The 16,028-nt window shown below is 69.3% G+C and carries 13 protein-coding genes; 4 read left to right on the top strand and 9 right to left on the bottom strand.

From position 1 onward, the window contains the following. Positions 1-190: 190 nt before the first annotated feature. Entirely contained in the window at positions 191-1,417 is a 1,227-nt protein-coding gene (locus KYX17_RS02840) for an MFS transporter (RefSeq protein WP_243226164.1), read from the top strand. 30 nt (positions 1,418-1,447) lie between these two features. Here KYX17_RS02840 and KYX17_RS02835 read toward each other — a convergent pair whose 3' ends face one another. The 3 genes from KYX17_RS02835 to KYX17_RS02825 all read right to left on the bottom strand — a co-directional run bounded on the left by KYX17_RS02835 (position 1,448) and on the right by KYX17_RS02825 (position 4,048). Beyond that, positions 1,448-2,002: a YceI family protein gene (locus KYX17_RS02835; protein WP_243225023.1), complete on the bottom strand. Its 555-nt coding sequence runs from the start codon at positions 2,000-2,002 to the stop codon at positions 1,448-1,450. 140 nt (positions 2,003-2,142) lie between these two features. Continuing rightward, on the bottom strand, positions 2,143-2,511 hold the full coding sequence (locus tag KYX17_RS02830) for an FKBP-type peptidyl-prolyl cis-trans isomerase (RefSeq protein ID WP_144795442.1): 369 nt from the start codon (positions 2,509-2,511) through the stop codon (positions 2,143-2,145). Positions 2,512-2,698: 187 nt separating this feature from the next. After that, on the bottom strand, positions 2,699-4,048 hold the full coding sequence (locus KYX17_RS02825; protein WP_243225022.1) for a PrsW family intramembrane metalloprotease: 1,350 nt from the start codon (positions 4,046-4,048) through the stop codon (positions 2,699-2,701). A 59-nt stretch (positions 4,049-4,107) separates the two neighbouring features. Here KYX17_RS02825 and KYX17_RS02820 point away from each other — a divergent pair, with 59 nt between their 5' ends. Further along, positions 4,108-4,977 carry a fumarylacetoacetate hydrolase family protein gene (locus KYX17_RS02820; protein WP_243225021.1) on the top strand — a complete coding sequence of 290 codons (870 nt, stop codon included), beginning with the start codon at positions 4,108-4,110 and terminating at the stop codon, positions 4,975-4,977. Positions 4,978-4,992: 15 nt separating this feature from the next. Here KYX17_RS02820 and KYX17_RS02815 read toward each other — a convergent pair whose 3' ends face one another. The 4 genes from KYX17_RS02815 to KYX17_RS02800 are packed head-to-tail and all read right to left on the bottom strand — an operon-like array spanning position 4,993 to position 9,117. Further along, positions 4,993-6,435, bottom strand: a complete 1,443-nt coding sequence (locus KYX17_RS02815) for an aspartate ammonia-lyase (RefSeq protein ID WP_243225020.1) — start codon at positions 6,433-6,435, stop codon at positions 4,993-4,995. Positions 6,436-6,488: 53 nt separating this feature from the next. Beyond that, positions 6,489-7,412 carry a metallophosphoesterase gene (locus KYX17_RS02810; RefSeq protein WP_243225019.1) on the bottom strand — a complete coding sequence of 308 codons (924 nt, stop codon included), beginning with the start codon at positions 7,410-7,412 and terminating at the stop codon, positions 6,489-6,491. Between the two features lie 20 nt (positions 7,413-7,432). After that, positions 7,433-7,768 (bottom strand): peptidase, encoded by a 336-nt coding sequence (locus KYX17_RS02805; protein ID WP_243225018.1) that lies wholly within the window; start codon positions 7,766-7,768, stop codon positions 7,433-7,435. Beyond that, a complete protein-coding gene (locus tag KYX17_RS02800) occupies positions 7,765-9,117 on the bottom strand; it encodes an inorganic phosphate transporter (RefSeq protein WP_243225017.1) in 1,353 nt (450 codons plus the stop codon). Before KYX17_RS02800 ends, KYX17_RS02805 begins: the two co-directional genes overlap by 4 nt. Positions 9,118-9,270: 153 nt before the next feature. Here KYX17_RS02800 and KYX17_RS02795 point away from each other — a divergent pair, with 153 nt between their 5' ends. Both KYX17_RS02795 and KYX17_RS02790 read left to right on the top strand, forming a co-directional pair. Further along, positions 9,271-11,367, top strand: coding sequence for a S9 family peptidase (locus KYX17_RS02795; RefSeq protein ID WP_243225016.1), 2,097 nt, complete (start codon positions 9,271-9,273; stop codon positions 11,365-11,367). Between the two features lie 304 nt (positions 11,368-11,671). Then, positions 11,672-12,394: an endonuclease domain-containing protein gene (locus tag KYX17_RS02790; protein ID WP_243225015.1), complete on the top strand. Its 723-nt coding sequence runs from the start codon at positions 11,672-11,674 to the stop codon at positions 12,392-12,394. A gap of 117 nt (positions 12,395-12,511) precedes the next feature. On the opposite strand, the gene KYX17_RS02785 is transcribed toward KYX17_RS02790, so the two are convergent. After that, on the bottom strand, positions 12,512-13,540 hold the full coding sequence (locus tag KYX17_RS02785) for a 6-phosphofructokinase (protein ID WP_243225014.1): 1,029 nt from the start codon (positions 13,538-13,540) through the stop codon (positions 12,512-12,514). 196 nt (positions 13,541-13,736) lie between these two features. Next, complete coding sequence (locus KYX17_RS02780) at positions 13,737-15,893, bottom strand: DEAD/DEAH box helicase (protein WP_243225013.1); 2,157 nt, start codon at positions 15,891-15,893, stop codon at positions 13,737-13,739. Positions 15,894-16,028: the final 135 nt, after the last annotated feature.

Genomic DNA, 16,028 nt, shown 5'->3' with positions numbered 1-16,028 from the left:
CTCTGCTTGTTGCGCGGCGCCCGACGCCTGATGCGTGGGCTCTCTTTATCCGCGGCCGATCGAACGGCAACTGAAAGAGTCTACCAGTCCGCGGCCGCGCTCCGGCACGTCTCCCGACCGATAGCCTCGGGGAGTGTCCTCCGCGCTGATCGATCTCCGTCCGTTCCGCGCGAGCGGCGCCTTCACGCGGATGTGGATCGGCTCGACGCTCGCCGGGCTCGGCGGCCAGCTCACGATCGTCACGGTGATGCTGCACGTGTTCGACCTGACGCACAGCACGTTCGCGGTCTCCATGATCGCAGTGGCGGGACTGCTGCCGATGATTTTCGCCGGCCTCTACGGCGGCATGCTCGCCGACGCGTTCGACCGGCGGCTGGTCGCTCTGGTCGCCGCCGTCATCGGCTTCCTCTCCACGGCGCTGCTGGCCCTGCTCACCTGGACGCACCTCGAGACGATCTGGTGGCTGTACGCGCTCAGCATCATCAACTCCGCGGCCAGCTCGGTCGGCATGGCCACGCGCACCGCGATCGTGCCGAGACTGCTCCCGCGCGACCTGCTGGCCGCGGCATCCGCCCTCAACGGGGTCACGCTCGGACTCATGGTGATGGTCGGACCGGCGCTGGCCGGGGTCCTGGTGGCGACGACGGGCTACGGCTGGACGTACACGATCGACGTCGCCCTGATGCTGGCCATGTTCCTGGGTCTGTGGACCCTGCCCGCCCTGCGCCCGGAGGGGCCGGTCGTCCGCCCCGGCCTGGAGTCGCTCGTGGACGGCTGGCGATTCCTCAAGCGCGCCGGCAACATCCGGATGCAGTACCTGCTGGACATCATCGCGATGACGTTCGGGCAGCCGCTCGCCCTGTTCCCCGCTCTCGGGACGGTGCTGCTCGGCGGAGGCGCCGTCACCACCGGAGCGCTGACGGCCGCGGTGGCGGCCGGGACCTTCCTGTCCAGCCTGTTCTCCGGACGCATCGTGCGCTATCGCTGGCACGGGCGCGGCATCGAGCGCGCGATCCAGGCCTACGGCGCGTCGATCCTCGCCTTCGGGGCCGTGCTCCTGATCGGGACGACGCTGCCGCCGGCATCCGAGACGACCCCGCACCTCGTGCTCATCGCGGCGGCCTGCGTGGCGCTGGCCGCGTCTGGCGCGTCCGACAACATCAGCTCGATCTACCGCAACACCATGATGCAGGCCTCCGTGCCCGACGGGATCCGCGGACGTCTCCAGGGCATCTTCATCGTCGTGGTCGCGGGCGGACCCCGCATCGGGGCGCTCTACGCCGGCACCCTCGCGACCCTGACCGCACTGTGGTTCCCGCCGTTGCTCGGCGGCATCCTGGTGATCGTCCTCGTCGCGCTCCTCGCCCGTGCTCACCCGCGCTTCCGCGCCTACGACGCCGAGAACCCCGAACCCTGATGGGCCCGAGGTTCTCGTCGACAGGGCGGGTCAGTCCTGCTGGAGCGCGCCCTGCAGGTCGAGGTTGATCGTGATGTCCTTGCCGACGAGGACGCCGCCGGTCTCGAGCGCGGCGTTCCACGTCAGGCCGAAGTCCTCGCGGTTGATCGTGGTGGATGCCGAGGCGCCCGCCTTGTAGTTGCCCCACGGGTCCTGGCCGAAGCCCCCGAAGTCGAACGCGAAGCTGACCGGCTTGGTGATGCCGCGGATGGTGAGATCGCCGTCGACGAAGAAGTCGCCATCCTCGACGCGCGCGCCGGTGGAGACGAATTCCATGGTGGGGTGGTTCTCGACATCGAAGAAGTCGGCCGAGCGCAGGTGGGTGTCGCGGCCCTCGTCCTTGGTGTCGACCGAGTTCACGTCGACGCTGGCCGTCACGGTGGCCTCGAGCGGGTTCTCCGGGGCGATGAGGGTGGCGCTCTTCACACCGAAGGTGCCTCGCACCTTCGAGATCATCATGTGGCGGACGCTGAAGGTCACCTCGCTGTGAGCGGGGTCCAGGGTCCACGTGCCTGCACGGTAGCCGGGGATGTCGATGGTGGTCATGTGTTCTCCTCGAGGAATCGGGCCGCTGCCGCGGCGTCGATAAAGCGTAACTCGTATGCGTGTGAATGTATTCCGAACAGATCGTGACGCGAGGAAGGCCTCCACCCCGATCGGGATGGAGGCCTTCGCGGATCACCGGATCAGCCGACGGCGACGAGGTCGATGATGAAGATCAGGGTCTTCCCGGAGAGGAAGTGCCCGGCTCCGGCCGGGCCATAGGCGAGGTGCGGAGGGATCACGAGCTCGCGGCGTCCGCCGACCTTCATGCCGGGAATGCCGTCCTGCCAGCCCTGGATGAGGCCGCGCAGCGGGAACTGGATGGTCTCCCCTCGCCCCCAGGACGAGTCGAACTCCTCGCCGGAGTCGAACTCCACGCCGGCGTAGTGCACGGTCACGGTGTCGCCGGGCTTCGCCTCGGCGCCGTCGCCTTCGATGATGTCGCGGATGACGAGCTCCGCAGGAGCAGGACCGGTGGGGGCGTCGAATTCAGGCTTCGTACGATCAGTCATGTCTCCATCCAACCCGAGGCGCCCGCGAGGGTCAACGCGCCGGGACCTGCCCAAAGCGAACAACGTCGCGGCCCGGGGTCTTGACAGCCGTGCGCGACGGGTGCACCCTGGTCTCAGATCAACTCAGCGCCCGGGAGACATGCAGGCATCGCCGCAGCACCGGGCGCTGAGTCTTGTCACGGCCGGCTCAGTACGCGAGCAGTGCCGCGCGGGCCGCCCTCGTGCGCATCAGCAACGCCCGCTCGTCCTCCGCGGCATGCACGTCGCGTCCCGCGATGGCGCGCTGACGCACGGCGGCGAGCGCCGTCGCATCCTTGATGAACCCGCGCATGATCGGGCGCCGATCGCCCCGCAGAGTCGCCGCCCAGCGCAGGCCGACCTTTCGTCCGGCCGGAGTCGCCAGCATGTCCACCTCCTGCGGCGTGAACCAGCCCGCCGCAGCGTACTCGGACAGCCTCTCGCGCGTGAGCCGCGCCTCCTCCCGCTTGAGGGCGACGATCCCGAGGACGAAGCCGATGAACAGCGGGATCTGCAGCGTGACGTACAGCAGGAAGAAGTTGGCGAACGTGGCCGAGCCGTTCCAGAAGCCGTGCAGCAGGATCGCACCGACGAGCCCCACGGCCCCCGCGCCCAGCGCGCCGCCCGCGGACGCGCCACGACGCGCGGCGAGTCCGATCGCGAAACCGGTCAGGGCGGTGAACATCGCGTGGGCGAACGGCGACATGAGCCCTCGCAGCACGAAGGTCACGGTCAGCTGCTCTCCCCCGCCCTCGATCAGGCTGATCGCGAAGTACTGGATGTTCTCCGTGAACGCGAAGCCGGCACCGACCAGCGCCCCGTAGACGATGCCGTCGACCGGGCCGTCGAACGTGCGGCGGGCCATGAGGAAGATGAGGAACACGCCGAGCCCCTTGAACACCTCCTCCACGATCGGCGCCTGCAGGACGGCGGACGCATCGACGTCCCGCGCGCCGAACAGCACGGTCAGGCCCACGTCGACGAGCAGCGTGAGGCCGACCGCAGCGATCGCACCCCAGGCGATCGCGAAGAACACGATGCGCTTCGGCTCGGGCTCCCAGCGGTCGATGAGCCGGACGCCGAAGAACACGATCGACAGCGGGACCAGCGCCAGCACGAGACCGATGACGGAGGCCGCTGAGCCGAGCGCCCACACGAAGTACCCGGCCAGCGCGATCAACAGGAAGCCGAGCACCGCGAACAACCAGATCGAGACCGTGCGCCCCTTCTTGACGGGCATGGGCAGTTCCGGGATGGCCGGGGCCGGTGACGGCGCGGCCGGCGCCGAGGGAGGCGTGTACACCGCAGGCTGCGCGAGCGCGGACGCGTACACGGGTCGCGCGAAGGCCGCCGGCGTGTACTGCGGCTGCTGCGGCGGTGCGTACAGCGGCTGCGGCGGCGCCGGCTGAGGGACCCGGTGCGCCGGCGGCGGGACCTGCGGCGCCGGCGGGGTGTACTGCGGCTGCGGCGGCGGGGGCGTGTACGGCTGCTGCGGGTGCTCGGATCCTCCGGAGGTCATAGGACGAGCCTAGAGCCACTGCCGCTCGTCTCCCCCGGACATCCGGGTAGCGTAGGAGCATGCGATTCGCCCACCTGGTGCGTTCCGACTCGCCCGATGCCGTGCTCGCGGTCATCGACGGCGCGGACGCGATCCTCGTCTCCGACCTGATCGATCAGGCCCCCGCGACGCTGCAGCATCTGATCGATGCCGGCGACGCGGCGCTGGATGCCGTGCGCGTCGCCCTCGCGCAGGGCACCGCCCCGCGGCATCCGGTCTCCGAGGCCGTCTGGGCGTCGGCCGTCCTCGCACCTCCCGTCGTCCTGGCCGTCGGGCTCAACTACGCCGCCCACTCCAGCGAGCTCGGCCTCAAGACCGACACCGCCCCCACCGTTTTCACGCTGTGGCCGAACTCCCTGACCGGACACGAACAGACCACCTCCTGGCCGCGCGTTCTCAGCGAATCCGTCGACTACGAGGCCGAGCTCGGCGTGATCATCGGCACGCCGGCGAAGGACGTCTCCGTCGAGGACGCCCTGGACCACGTCTGGGGCTACACCGTCGTCAACGACATCACGGCGAGGGACATCCAGTTCGCCGAGGCGCAGTGGTCACGCTGCAAGTCCTTCGACGGGTTCACCCCCACCGGCCCCGTCGTCGTCACCGCCGACGAGGTCGCCGATCCGCAGGACCTGCACATCTGGACCGTCGTCGACGGCCACACCGTCCAGGACGCGTCGACGGGACAGATGGTGCGCTCGGTCGCGAAGCTCATCTCCCACCTGTCGCAGTCGATCACGCTGCTGCCCGGCACGCTCATCTCCACGGGCAGCCCCGGCGGCGCCGGCTACTCGCGGGACCCGCAGATCTTCCTCCGCGACCGCTCGACCGTCACGGTCGGCATCGACGGCATCGGCGAGCTGACGACGCACTGCCGCATCCACGGCTGAGCATCGGGTCCGGGGTCATTCCTTCACGATCGGGATCGCCTGCGTGACGGCCTCCAGGCCAGACAGCCGCGCCGGCGAGAGCTGCTTGGTGACCTCGTCGCGCGTCATGAGCTCGGCCTCGACGACGAGGTCGGCCACATTGCGGTTCGTCAGCAGGGCCGTCTTGGCGAGCGCGGCCGCCGCCGCGTAGCCGATGAAGGGCGTGAGCGCCGTGATGACACCGACCGACGCGCCCACCATGGCGCCCAGGCGATCGGAGTTCGCGGTGATGCCGTCGACACAGTTCACACGCAGCGTCCACATCGCCTGGCGCATCCAGGTGATCGACTGGAAGATCGAGTGCGCGATGACCGGCTCGAACGCGTTCAGCTGCAGCTGCCCGCCCTCGACCGCCATCGTCACCGTGGCGTCGGCACCCACCACCGAGAACGCGACCTGGTTGACGACCTCGGGGATCACCGGGTTGACCTTCCCCGGCATGATGCTGGAGCCCGCCTGCTTCGCCGGCAGATTGATCTCGCCGAGACCCGCCTGCGGACCCGACGACAGCAGCCGCAGGTCGTTGCAGATCTTGGACAGCTTGATCGCGTTGCGCTTGAGGGAGGACGAGAACGACATGAACGCACCCGTGTCGCTCGTGGACTCGACGAGATCGGATGCGGTCTCCAGGTCGAGGCCCGTGATGTCGCGCAGATGCGCGATGACGGCTCGCGCGTAGTCGGGGTGCGTCGTGATGCCGGTCCCGATGGCGGTCGCCCCCATGTTGACCTCGTACATGAGCGACGCGTTCTCGGTGAGTCGGCTGTGATCCTCGCCGAGAGTCGTGGCGAAGCCGTGGAACTCCTGGCCGAGCGTCATGGGCACGGCGTCCTGGAGCTGCGTGCGCCCCACCTTCAGGACGTCGTGGAACTCGCCCGCCTTGGCCAGGAAAGACCGGCGCAGCAGGTCGAGCTCCTCCAGGAGGGAGCGCAGGTTCAGCGACAGCCCGACCTTGATCGCGGTCGGATACACGTCGTTCGTGGACTGGCTGCGGTTGGTGTGATCGATCGGCGAGAGGAACGCGTAGTCGCCCTTCGGACGGCCGGTCATCTCGAGCGCGATGTTGGTGATCACCTCGTTCGCGTTCATGTTCGTGGACGTGCCCGCGCCGCCCTGGATCACCCCGACCGTGAACTGGTCGTGGAACTCGCCGTCGATCACCCGCTGCGCGGCCGCGTCGATGAGGTCGGCGCGCTCGGCGTCCAGCACGCCGATCTCCTTGTTGGCGCGCGCGCTCGCCTGCTTCACCATCGCGAGGGCCCGGATGAGATCCGGATACACCGAGATCGGCCGCTTGCTGATCGGGAAGTTCGCTCCGGCGCGCGCCGTGTGGATGCCCCAATAGGCATCCGCGGGGATCTCCATGCTGCCGAGCGAATCGCTCTCGGTACGGGTCAGGGCAGGCGCATCAGCGGCCATGTGTCACATCCTCGTGGGTCGTGGCTGGGTGGGAAGCGGGGGATGCTCCCAGTCTAGTCCGCGGCGCTGCGCCACCCCGGCTTGCGCGAGAACGCCTCGAGCCGCTCGGCCGGGGTCAGAGCGGCCATGCGCTCCAGCCACGCCTCCGAGAACGTGTCGGCGGTGGCGGCATCAGTGACCGGCACCACCGTGTGCGTGATGGTGTCCGGGTAGACGTGCACCAGCTGGAACGACTGCGCCGCATCCATCCCGTTGACCTCGGCGGGCGGGCGCGCGACGTTCATGGTGTAGCAGGTCGCCGAAGCGACGCTGACCGGAACGCCCGCGAACGTGCCCTGCGAGGAGTAGTGCAGGTGACCGGCGAGGATGGCGCGGACGTCCGTGCCGCGGATGACGTCCGCCAGTTCGTCCTGATGCCGCAGCTCGAGGATGTCGAACAGCGGGACGTGGCTCGGAAGCGGCGGATGATGCATCGCGAGGACCGTGCCGTGCGGTGCGGGGGTCGCGAGCTGGTCGGCCAGCCAGGACAGCTGCGCGTCGTCCAGATCGCCGTGGTGCCAGCCGGGCACGCTGGTATCCAGCGCGATGAGACGCAGACCGTGCAGATCGCGGACGACCGTGACCGGCTCCTCCGTGGCCGCGGCGTCCAGCAGCTCGCGGCGAAGGACAGGACGCTCGTCGTGGTTGCCGGCCACCCACACGAGTTCGGCACCGAGGCGGGCGGCCACCGGCTCCACGGCATCGCGGAGCCGACGATAGGCGTCCGGTTCGCCGAGGTCGGCGAGATCGCCCGTGATGATGATCGCGTCCGGCGACGGGTGCGCCGACGTGATCGCCTCGAGGGTCCGGTCGAAGGTCTCCGCGACGTCGAAACGGCCGGCGAGCTGCGCACCGCCCGCGAGGAAGTGCGGATCGCTGACGTGGACGAGGGCGTGCGACGCCGGCTGGTGGCGACCGAGGACGTGAGTGCCAGGCATGGCCCCAGCCTACGGCGAGGTCAGTGCCCGATCACGATGATGAGGATGCCGGCGACGACGGCCGCGGCGCACATCACGAAGCAGGCGTAGGCGCCGATCAGCGCCAGCCGCTTCTGGCCGTCCGTGAGTGGACTCTTCTTCGCGGCCTTCGCGGCCTGCTTCTCGGCCCGCTTCAGCTCCTTCTCGCTGATCACGGTGATCGCGTCGGTGAACTCGGCGGGGCTCACGACCGGGGCGTGGCCGCTGCGGACCAGCAGGCGCAGGCCCAGGGCGTAGAAGGTGACGATGGAGGCTGCTCCGATGAGCGCCGCGGCGAAGACCTGCAGGAAGGCCAGCCAGTCGATGGAGATGCTCATTCGCCCTTCTCCTGCTTCGCGTCGCCGTCGGCGGCGAGGGGCTGCTTCTTCTTCGCCTTCGCCTCGGCCTTGGTCTTCGAGTCCGCCTTCGCCTTCGCCTTGGCGTCCGCCTTGGCCTTCTGACGCGCCTTCGCCTCGGCGCGGGCCTGCTCGATGCGCTGCTGGCGGCGCGTCGGTGGCGGAGTGTCGGGCAGCTCGACCGCGTGGCCCGACTCGGCGACATCGCTCATGGCGTTGGCGTGCGTCACCTCGTTGCGCTTGGAGCGCAGGAAGAGTCCGAGGATGATCACGACCGCCAGGACGGCATCGATCGCCACGCCCCACAGGCCCATCCACAGCACGAGCAGCGCCGCGAATGCGCCCACGGCCCCGGCGGCCGGAAGCGTCAGCAGCCATCCGATCGCGATGCGCCCCGCGGTGCGCCAGCGGACGGTGGAACCGCGGCGGCCGAGACCCGAGCCGATGACCGACCCGGAGGCCACCTGCGTCGTCGACAGCGCGAAGCCCAGAGCGCTCGAGGCGAGGATCGTCGCGGCCGTGGAGCTCTCGGCCGAGAAGCCCTGCGCGGGCTTGACCTCGGTGAGGCCCTTGCCGAGGGTCCGGATGATCCGCCAGCCGCCGAGGTAGGTGCCGAGGGCGATCGTGAAGGCGCACGCGACGATCACCCAGAACTCGGGTTCGTGGTGCGCCGCGGACTGCCATCCGATCGTGATCAGCGCGAGCGTGATCACGCCCATCGTCTTCTGCGCGTCGTTCGTGCCGTGCGCCAGCGCCACGAGCGAGGACGTGAAGATCTGTCCCCAGCGGAAGCCGTCGCGGCCGTCCGGCTTGTTGTCGTAGCGGCGTGTGATCGCGTACGCGATCTTCGTCGCGATGAACGCGATGATCCCGGCGGTGAGCGGGGCGATCAGGGCCGGGAGCACGATCTTCGACAGCACCATGCCGAAGTCGATGCCGCCCAGCCCCGCGCCGACGAGCGTCGCGCCGATCAGTCCGCCGAAGAGGGCGTGCGAGGAGCTGGACGGAAGACCCAGGAGCCACGTGAGCATGTTCCAGGTGATGGCGCCGATGAGGCCCGCGAAGATCAGCGCCAGGAAAAGTTCGGCGCCGGACTGCCGGATGGCGTCCTCCTGGATGATGCCGCCGGAGATGGTCTTGGAGACCTCGGTGGACAGGAAGGCGCCGACGAGGTTCAGCACGGCCGCCAGCAGCACGGCGGTCTTGGGCTTGAGGGCACCGGTCGCGATGGGCGTCGCCATCGCGTTCGCGGTGTCGTGGAAGCCGTTCGTGAAGTCGAAGAAGAGTGCCAGCAGGATCACCAGCACGACGATGAGGGCTGCGGTTTCCACCGTTCGCTTTCGGTCGTTCGGGAAGGGAGGTGTCGACGTGATCGACGTGGTGAACGAAGAGTTCACCGTGGGTTTTACTTCCGTTTACCGGCCCCGGTAAATCCTCCCATCGTCGCCGGTGCCGGTCAACTCGGGCTCGGCTAACGTGGAACGGTGATCGACGCCCCACGCCCCGCCCGCCGTCCGCACGTCCGCACGCACCACGGGGACACGTTCCAGGACCCCTACGAGTGGCTGCGGGACAAGGACTCTCCCGAGGTGATCGCGCACCTCGAAGCCGAGAACGCGTACGCCGACGACGCCACCGCCCACCTGGCCGGTCTGCGGGAGCGGATCTTCGAGGAGATCAAGGGGCGCGTCCTCGAGACGGACCTCTCGGTGCCCACGCGCCGCGGCGACTGGTGGTACTACAGCCGCACCGAGGAGGGCGCCCAGTACGGCATCCACTGCCGAGCGAAGGCCGCCCCCGACGACTGGACTCCCCCGGTGCTCGAGCCCGGTGTTCCGGTGCCGGGCGAGGAGATCCTGCTGGACGGCAACGCCGAGGCGGAGGGCCACGAGTTCTTCGCCCTGGGGGCGTTCGACACCTCGGACGATGCGACGCGGCTGCTGTGGTCGACGGACTTCGCCGGCGACGAGCTGTACACCGTGCACGTGCGCGACCTCGTTACCGGGGAGACGCTCGCCGACGAGATCCCGGACACCGGCGGCGCCTTCTTCACGCCCGACGGGACCGGGATCCTCTACACGACGCGCGACGACGCGTGGCGTCCGGACACCCTGTGGCTGCATCGCCTGGGAACGCCCGTCGAGGACGACGTGAAGCTCTTCCACGAGCCGGATGAGAAGTTCTGGCTGGGTGCGGGCATCACGCGCAGCCGGAAGTACCTCGTGATCGGCGTGGGGTCGAGCATCACGAGCGAGGAGTACGTCGTCGACCTGTCCGGGGATGTGACCGCGACGCCCCGCCTGGTGTGGCCGCGTCGGGAGGGCGTGGAGTACTCCATCGAGCACGCCGTGGTCGACGGAGAGGACCGGCTCTACGTCCTGCACAACGACGAGGCACTGGACTTCGAGCTCGTGTCGGTGGCGGCGTCCGACCCGCAGGGCGAGCGTCGTGTCGTGCTCGCGCATGAGCCCGGCCGCCGACTGCTGGGCATGGACGCCTTCCGCGACTTCGCGACGGTCGAGTATCGCCGGGAGGGTCTGGAGCGCGTCGGCCTGCTCGATTACGCGACGGATGCGGTCGAGGAGCTGTCCTTCGACGAGCCGCTGTACTCCGCGGGGGTGAGCGGGAACCCGGAGTGGCATTCGCCGTTCCTGCGGCTGGGCTACGGCTCGTTCGTGACGCCGGGCACCGTGTACGACCTGGACCTCGCCACGCGAGAGCTGATCCTGCGCAAGCGGCAGCCGGTGCTGGGAGGCTACGACCCGGCGGAGTACGGCCAGGAGCGGTCGTGGGCTGCGGCACCCGACGGCACCAGGGTGCCGATCTCCCTGGTGTGGAAGCGCTCGTTCGGAGCACCCGGCGACGCGCCGAGGCCGCTGCACCTGTACGGCTACGGATCTTACGAGCACTCGATCGATCCCGGGTTCTCCGTCGCGCGGCTCTCGGAGCTGGACCGCGGCGTCGTCTTCGCTGTCGCGCACGTGCGCGGCGGCGGCGAGATGGGACGGCAGTGGTACGAGGACGGGAAGCTGCTGCACAAGCGCAACACGTTCACGGACTTCGTCGCGTGCGCCGAGCATCTGGTGAGGACCGGCGTGACCACTCCGGATCGGATCGTGGCCGAGGGCGGCAGTGCCGGCGGCCTGCTCATGGGCGCGGTCGCGAACCTCGCGCCCGAACTGTTCGGCGGCATCCTGGCATCCGTGCCGTTCGTGGATGCGCTCACGACGATCCTCGACCCGTCGCTGCCTCTGACCGTGATCGAGTGGGACGAATGGGGAGACCCGCTGCACGACCCGGAGGTGTACGCGTACATGAAGTCGTACTCCCCCTATGAGAACGTCCAGGACGGCGTGCGCCACCCGCGCATCCTCGCCATGACCTCGCTCAACGACACGCGTGTGGCGTACGTGGAGCCGGCGAAGTGGGTCGCGCGGCTGCGGGATGCCGGGGCGAGCGACGTGCTGATGAAGTGCGAGATGGTCGCCGGTCACGGCGGCGTCAGCGGGCGGTACAACTCGTGGCGGGAGCGCGCGTTCGAGCTGGCGTGGATGCTCGACGTGCTGGGCCTCGCCGAGTAGCCGCGCGCCGGCGTGCGAGATCCGGAGCATGTGCTGAGATCCGGACGCGGTGGCGCGATTCGTCCGGATCTCGCGCGATCCTCCGGATCTCGGAAGCGCGCCACTCGCCCTGCACATCCGCGCGTTCGAGCGAATCCATCCACAGGAGCGCCGGAACGCCCTCGGCATCCGCTCGTGCCGGGCATAGTGACGGCATGTTTCTCGATGATGGCTGCGTCGCCAGGGCGGTGCGGCGCACACCTCCGACATCTACGCGGCGGGCTTCAGCGCGTCGGCGGTCTCGGCTGCCGTGCGCAGCGGCCGGATGCTGCGCATCCGCCGTTCCTGGATCGTGCTCGACGAGTGCGATCCCGCGATCATCTCGGCCGTACGCGTCGGCGGCCGGCTCACGTGCGTCAGCGAAGCACGCCGCATCGGACTCTGGACGCCGGACCACGAGCACGTGCACGTGGCGGTGTCACCGCGAGCGACGCGGCTGGATGCGACAGGTCTGCGGCTTCACCGGTCGAACGGTCCTGCGCCGTTCGCCGCGCGGGCGACCGTCGATCCGCTCATCAACGTGCTCCACCATGTCGCGGAGTGCCTTGACGCGAGCAGCGCGCTGGCGGTCTGGGAATCCGCGCTGAACAGCCGGCTGATCGATGCCGTCGTGCTGTCGCGCGTGCAATGGCGCAGTCCGCGTGCGCGAAGGAGCGCCGCACTGGCCGGATCCCTTTCCGATTCCGGTCTGGAGACGCACTTCGTCGAGCTGATGCGCGGGATCGGCATCGAGGTGCAGCAACAGGCGTGGATCGACGGGCACCGCGTCGATGCTCTGATCGGCGAACGCCTGGTGGTGCAGCTCGACGGCTTCGCCCATCACAGCGACGCGATCTCCCGTCGTCGCGACATCGAAGCGGATGCCCGGCTGCGGCTGCGCGGCTACACCGTGCTGCGTTTCGACTACGTGCAGGTGCTGTTCCATCCGGAGACCGTCATCGAGATCGTGCGCGCGGCGGTGGCCCAAGGGATCCATCTCGCCGCCTGACCGCTCGCCGAGATCCGGAGATCGGCGCGAGATCCGGAGAGATCCGCCGCAACGGTCCGTATCTCGCGCGATCCTCCGGATCTCCGGACCGACCGCCCCGACAGCCCGCCCCGGGTATCAGCCGAACAGCGCCGCGGCCTCGTCGTAGCGGTAGCGCGGGACGGTGTTGAGCTCGCCGAGCGCGTCTGCGAACGGCACGCGGACGATGTCGGTGCCCTGCATGGCGACCATCTGACCCCACGCGCCGTCGACGATCGCATCCGCGGCGTGAAGGCCGAGCCGCGTTGCGAGCACGCGGTCGAAGGCGGACGGGGAGCCGCCGCGCTGGATGTGTCCGAGGATCGTCGCACGGGTCTCGATGCCGGTGATCCGCTCGATCTCCGGGGCGAGCTGGTCGCCGATCCCGCCGAGGCGAGGCCGGTTGAACGCATCCAGGCCCTTGTCGCTGTACGCCTCGTCCATGCCGAGGAGCTTGAAGCCCTCGGAGACGACGACCAGCGGGGCCCGACCGCGATCGTGGGCACTGGTCACGAGCTCGGCGATGTCGTCGATCGACATCGGCACCTCGGGGATGCAGATCACGTGCGCACCGGCGGCCATGCCGGCGTGCAGCGCGATCCAGCCGACGTGGCGCCCCATGACCTCGGCGACCATGCAGCGCTGGTGCGAGTCGCCGGTGGTCCGCAGGCGGTCCATCGCGTCGGTGGCGATGTTCACCGCGGTGTCGAAGCCGAACGAGTAGTCCGTCGCGCGCAGGTCGTTGTCGATCGTCTTCGGGACGCCGAGGACCTTGATGCCGTCCTTCGCCAGCCGGTCCGCGGCGGCGAGGGTGCCTTCGCCGCCGATCGCGACGATGCCGTCGATCTTGTGGCCGTACAGCGTCTTGGCGATGTTGTCGGCCCCGCCGCGCTCGCCCTCGTAGGGGTTGGTGCGGCTGGTGCCGAGGATGGTCCCGCCGACCTTCGACAGCCCCTTGACCTCGTGCCGGGTGAGCGGCATGAAGTCGCCCTCGACGACCCCGCGCCACCCGTCGCGGATCCCGACGAACTCGAGGTCGTACGCCGTCGTGCCCTTGAGCACGATGCCGCGGATGACCGCGTTCAGGCCGGGGCAGTCGCCGCCAGAGGTGAGGATGCCGATCTTCATGCTGCTGCCTTCACTCGTTCGATTCGGGAGGGGGACGAGGCGACGCTGCCTGAGATCGACACTAGTGCCGATCGCGTCCGTCACGCCATTCCGGGCGTCGAAAACGAGGGTTCTTGCGCGGCTCAGAGCACAATCTCGTCGATCTTCGCACCCTGACGTCGCAACGGGTCCGAATGAGCCTCAAGAAGGCGTGTTCTTAACGCCCGTCCTCCCCGCCCAGCGCCTGCCGCAGCAGGTGCATGAGCGCGGCCAGCTGCACCGACTCGCTCGCGGCCTCCGCCATGGCCTCGCCGTCCAGGGCACGGGCCGCGAGCCCCTGCTTCTGGTCGATGAGTTCGGCGATCTTGGTGTCGATCGTGTGCGCCGCGATGATCCGCCACGCCGTGACGGGCTCGTCCTGCCCGATGCGGTGCACGCGATCGATGGCCTGCGTCTGCTCGGCCGCCGTCCAGCTGAGCTCGGCCAGGACGACGTTGGACGCCGCCTGGAGGTTGAGCCCGACACCGGCAGCCGTGAGCGAGCAGACCGCCACACCCACGCCCTCGTCGCCGTTGAAGTCGTCGATCGCCTGCTGACGCGCCGGTGTCGTCTGGTCGCCGCGGATCGAGACGTAGCGGATGCCCGACGCCGCGAAGTGCGCCTCGGCCTGGTCCATCACGTCGATGTGCTTGGCGAAGAACACCACCTTGCCCACCGAACGCTGCAGCTGCGCGGCGTAGTCCGCGGCCAGCTGCGCCTTGGCCTGACCGATCCTGCGCACCATCGTGAAGACGTTGTCGCCCCCGGTACCCGCGGCCTTGGATTCCTCGAGCTCCCCCGTCGCGACCAGTCGGACGATGTCGTCGTCGATCTCGCCGGGCGCGAGGCCGCGGTCCCCGCGCGCCTCGATGATCCTGCGGTACTTCGCCGCGAGACGCTCGCCGAGTTCGCGCTCGGCCTGACGGATGCTGCGCCCGTACTCGTCGTCCAGTTGGACAGGGAGGTCGGCGATGAGCTTGTCCGGCAGATCCGCCGCGACGTCCTTCTTCTTGCGGCGGACGATGCCCATCGAGATGACGGCGTCGCGGGCCTCGGCGTAGAACGACTTGTCCGCCGGGGTGAGCCCGGTGGCATCGAGCTTGTCCATGAGCTCGGGTCCCGGCTTGTCACCCGTGGTCCATCCCAGGAATCGCCAGATCGCGTCGAAGTCCTCGACGTCGTTGATCAGCGGCGTTCCGGTCAGCGCCATCAGGAGCGGCTTGCCGCCGGGCGTCTGCTCCCGGACGCGGGAGGCGAGCGCGAGCACGTTCTGCGAACGCTGCGAGGTGAGGTTCTTGATGAAGTGCGCCTCGTCGACGACCATTCCGCGCAGCCCGATGGACCCGAGCCAGGAAAGGTGGCGGTCGAGGATCTCGTAGTTGACGATGAACACGTCGGCGAACGCGTCGATGTCGTCGCCGTCCCCCTGGATCACCGTCGCCCTGCGCTGCGGCGTCCACCGCTCGACCTCGCGGGCCCAGTTCATCTTCACGACGTTCGGAACGACGGCCAGCAGCGGGTACGCTCCCGCGACGGACGCCGCCAGCACCGACTGCGCGGTCTTGCCGAGTCCCGGCTCATCCGCGAGCAGGAAGCTGCGGTGGCCGGCCCTCACCGACTCGAGGAAGCGCGACTGGTGCGCCATCACGTCCAGTCCCTTGGGCGAGACGTGGTCGAACTCGGGCGTCGGCGGCAGATCCATCGTCGCCGAGGCGCCACCGGCGCCGGTCTCGAACGCCTTGTACAACGGGCCCATCAGCTCCCAGCCGTCCAGCCGTCGCCGCGGCGTCGATGCCGGGCGCGGGGTCAGGTCGGGGGCGAGGAACGGGTTCGCGAGCTGCCTGGCCTCGACCGAAGGCGGGGTCACCTGCCGCTCGGCTGCGGCCGCCGGAACCACGGATGCCTGCACCACCGGCGCGATGTCGGTGATGATGAGCTCTTCCGGCGCCAGCTCCGCGCCGGATTCGAGGAGCCAGTCCCTGCGCATGCGCTTGGCCACCGGGCTCGTGGCCGAGTCGACTTCCAGCAGCTGGATCAACGATGTGTCGCGCGCCGCCGTCTTGGCCAGGATCGTCGCGACGCCGTCCAGCCGCTTGAGCAGCTCCGCCCTGGCCGCGTCGGCGATCTCGCCATCCGCCTTGACCCGTGCGCGCTCCTCGCGAACGAGGAAGGCGATGACCTGGAACTTGACCCGGTTGGTCGGTCCCAGCTTCCCCCGCTGCGCCTTCGCCTCCACCTCGCGCACCTTGCGCGCGAGGATCGGGATCAGCGGTGCCTCGTCGTCTCGACGGGACGTCTTCCTGCGCCGCGTCGCGGCGGTTGCCGTAGTCGGCATGCTCCTCCTGAGCGTGAATCGCCGGAGTGCCGCAGACGGCCTCCGAGCCGTTCTCGATGTCCGCGTGTGGCGCCAGCCAGGACCGTGCGGACGGGATCAAACCCGACTCCCCCGCGTTCGTCACATCGAACGCGC

This window comes from Microbacterium sp. CIAB417 (assembly GCF_022788845.1).
Note: the sequence above shows the minus strand (reverse complement) of the source record. Positions and strands in the feature narration are given on the sequence as shown.